This window comes from Rhodopirellula sp. JB055, assembly GCF_043100905.1.
In the GTDB taxonomy this organism is placed as follows: domain Bacteria; phylum Planctomycetota; class Planctomycetia; order Pirellulales; family Pirellulaceae; genus Rhodopirellula.
Genome location: NZ_JBICHO010000329.1, coordinates 1 through 3094, shown reverse-complemented (window position 1 = coordinate 3094; position 3094 = coordinate 1). Strand labels below are relative to the sequence as shown.

The 3094-nt window shown below is 57.9% G+C and carries 2 protein-coding genes; one reads left to right on the top strand and one right to left on the bottom strand.

Annotated features, from left to right (window positions below; genetic code table 11):
- A partial coding sequence (locus tag ACF8AM_RS13035; protein ID WP_392556047.1) for an alanine/glycine:cation symporter family protein occupies window positions 1-1623 on the bottom strand: 1623 nt, incomplete at its 3' end.
- A 153-nt stretch (window positions 1624-1776) separates the two neighbouring features.
- On the opposite strand from ACF8AM_RS13035, the gene ACF8AM_RS13030 reads away from it, so the two are divergent.
- Window positions 1777-3066 carry an alkaline phosphatase family protein gene (locus tag ACF8AM_RS13030; protein ID WP_392556046.1) on the top strand — a complete coding sequence of 430 codons (1290 nt, stop codon included), beginning with the start codon at window positions 1777-1779 and terminating at the stop codon, window positions 3064-3066.
- The last annotated feature ends 28 nt before the right edge of the window (window positions 3067-3094 follow it).

Genomic DNA, 3094 nt, shown 5'->3' with positions numbered 1-3094 from the left:
CCCGATCATGTTGGGAAACACCATCGCGAAAATCATCGCGTCGGAGAAATCGATGACAGATCCCAGCGAAACCGCCGCCCCAATCACCACGACCAAGCAGAACAGCAACTTGTAGGACAAATCAGCCGCCGTGCTACGTCCAAACAGGTATTTCCACGACTGCAGGCCGTAATACGACCACGAGATCATCGTCGAGAATGCGAACAGGATGATCGCGATCGTCAACAAGTAGCGGAAACCAGGCAGAACACTGTCAAATGCCGCCGAAGTCAGATCGACACCGCCCAAACGAGCTCCGTCGATCAACACCATGCTGGACTCGACTTGTCCCCACTCGAACGAGCCATCGGCATTGAACAAGACGATCACGATCGCGGTCATCGTGCAGATCACGACCGTGTCAATGAAAGGCTCCAACAACGCGACGATGCCTTCGGACGCGGGATAGCGAGTCTTCACGGCCGAGTGAGCGATGGCAGCCGACCCCGCTCCGGCTTCGTTCGAAAACGCGGCCCTTCGGAACCCTTGCACCATCACGCCCAACAAACCACCAAAGCCAGCCTCCAGCGAAAACGCACCCGAGATGACTTGGCCGATCGCCCAAGGCACGCTTTGAATGTGCATCAAAATGATTCCGAGAGCGGCAATCACGTACATCAATGCCATCAATGGCACCACCTTCTCCGTGACTTTGGCGATTCGCTTGATGCCGCCAATGATCACGATCGCAACCAAAACCGCCATCACCAAACCGATGATCGTCCCTGACGACCCCGTGTCAGGCAGCCCCAGCAATGACTTGATCTGCTGTGCGGCTTGGTTGGACTGAAACGCGTTGCCTCCGCCAAATGATCCGCCCACACAGAAAATCGCGAAAAGCACTCCCAAAACTTTTCCAACGGGCGCCATCCCACGCTCGGTGAGACCTTTTTTGAGGTAGTACATCGGCCCGCCATGAACCACGCCATCGGCGTCCACATCACGGTACTTCACGCCCAAGGTGCATTCAACGAACTTGGTCGACATCCCCAACAAACCGCAGACAACCATCCAAAACGTTGCACCAGGACCGCCAGTGGCAACCGCGACGGCGACCCCGGCAATGTTCCCCAAGCCAACCGTTCCTGAAACCGCAGTCGCGAGTGCCTGGAAGTGCGATACTTCGCCTTCGCCCTCGTCGCGAATGGTGTCGACCAAGTCACCGTCGACCTCCATGACCTCGACTCCCTTCGGGATGTCCTGGCCTTGTTTCTCAATTTCGTCGAACTTCCCGCTGACCACCTCGATCGCCAGGGGAAACAATCGCAGGTTGATGAACCCAAACACGATCGTGAAAAACAACGCTCCACCGACCAGCAAGATCAAAACCAACGGCAGCGGACCAACCCCCGGTAAGTCCACACTGTAGAAAACAATGCTTCCCCAAGTATCAGCAATGGGTTTGAACCACTCATCGACCTGCTGGTCCAGCCCCAACGCCGGTTCCGAAACCGACTCCTCCGTAACCTCCTCCGAGGCCACTTCTTCTTGCGCGAATGCAGCCACTCCCCCCGTCCCGAAAAGGACAACAACCAAGGTGGCGATTCTTAGCAAGCTGAAACGAGCGAGCTTTGACAACAACATGAAGACTCCTGTACGAAGGACTGATTCGAACCAAAATGATGGGGAGATGGGCCATAGGATAGTGAATCCGTTGCCAACGCGTCGGGGGTTTATCACCCGGGAAGTGCCCAGAAACACTCGAAAGCGGATGAACTCGCAAAAAAGTAGCCTTACGTGACAAAACTCTGCATTCTGAACGTCGTTGGACTGACCCCAAAACTGCTTCGCCACGCTCCCAATCTCGCCGCGATGGGAAATCACCGGGCTTGGAACAGCCCCGTTCCGGCCGTGACCTGCACCAGCCAAGCGACCATGCTGACCGGACTGGCCCCACGAGATCACGGCATTGTCGGCAACGGTTGGCTGTACCGCGACACCCAGGAAATCCGTTTCTGGCAACAAGCTCGATCGCTGGTCCAAGGCGACGTTTTCTACGACCGATACGAAACCGCCAAAATGTTCTGGTGGTTCAACCAATCCACCACCGCCAAGTACGGGGCCACGCCCAAACCGCATTATGGATGCGACGGCAGCAAAATCTTCGACATTCTGGATTGGTCAGGCTGCAACCTGACCGAGAAGCTCGGCCCATTCCCCTTTTTCGGCTTCTGGGGCCCCGCCGCCGGCATCGCCTCGAGCGACTGGATCGCGAAAGCCACCGCCTTGGTGATGCGAGAGAAACAACCGCAACTGACACTGTGCTACTTGCCTCACCTGGACTACGACTTTCAACGACTGCCCGATCACGATCCTGCCCGAGTGACAGAGGTCGACGCGGCCGCGGCCAAAGTCATCGAGGCCGCCGGTGAAATCGGAGCTCGGGTTGTCGTCGTCAGCGAGTACGGCTTGGTCCCCGTCGACACGCCCGTCGGCATCAACCAAGTCCTCCGCCGGAACGACTGGCTGAAAGTCCGCCGCGGTCCCTTCGGCGAAATCATGTTGCCAGGCGAAAGCGACGCCTTCGCCGTTTCCGATCATCAACTGGCCCACGTCTACGTCCGCCGCCCCGAGCTGATCCCCACCGTTCGCAAAACGCTGGAAGAAACCCCCGGCATCGTGTCGGTCGTTGACCCCGGCGACTTGCAACTGGATCACCCACGAAGCGGCGAACTGATCGCCCTGGCAGAACCAAACGCTTGGTTCACGTACTACTACTGGCTCGACGATGCCAACGCGCCGGACTTCGCGAGAACCGTCGACATCCATCGCAAACCTGGTTACGACCCGTGCGAACTGTTCATGACCAGCAAGCTTCGCGCGGCGGCTCGCTTGGCTCAAAAGAAAGCCGGCCTCCGCTACAAGATGGATGTGATCCCGCTGGATCCAACACTGGTCCGCGGCAGCCACGGCGTCCTCCCAGCGGACCACAGCGATGGCCCGCTGGTCATCGGCCCCGGCGAACCCCCTGAAAACATGCAAGGCTTCCCAGACTACGTCGAGCAGCTTCTAGCTTCTAGCTTCTAGCTTCCGTACTCGTACTCGTACTCGTACT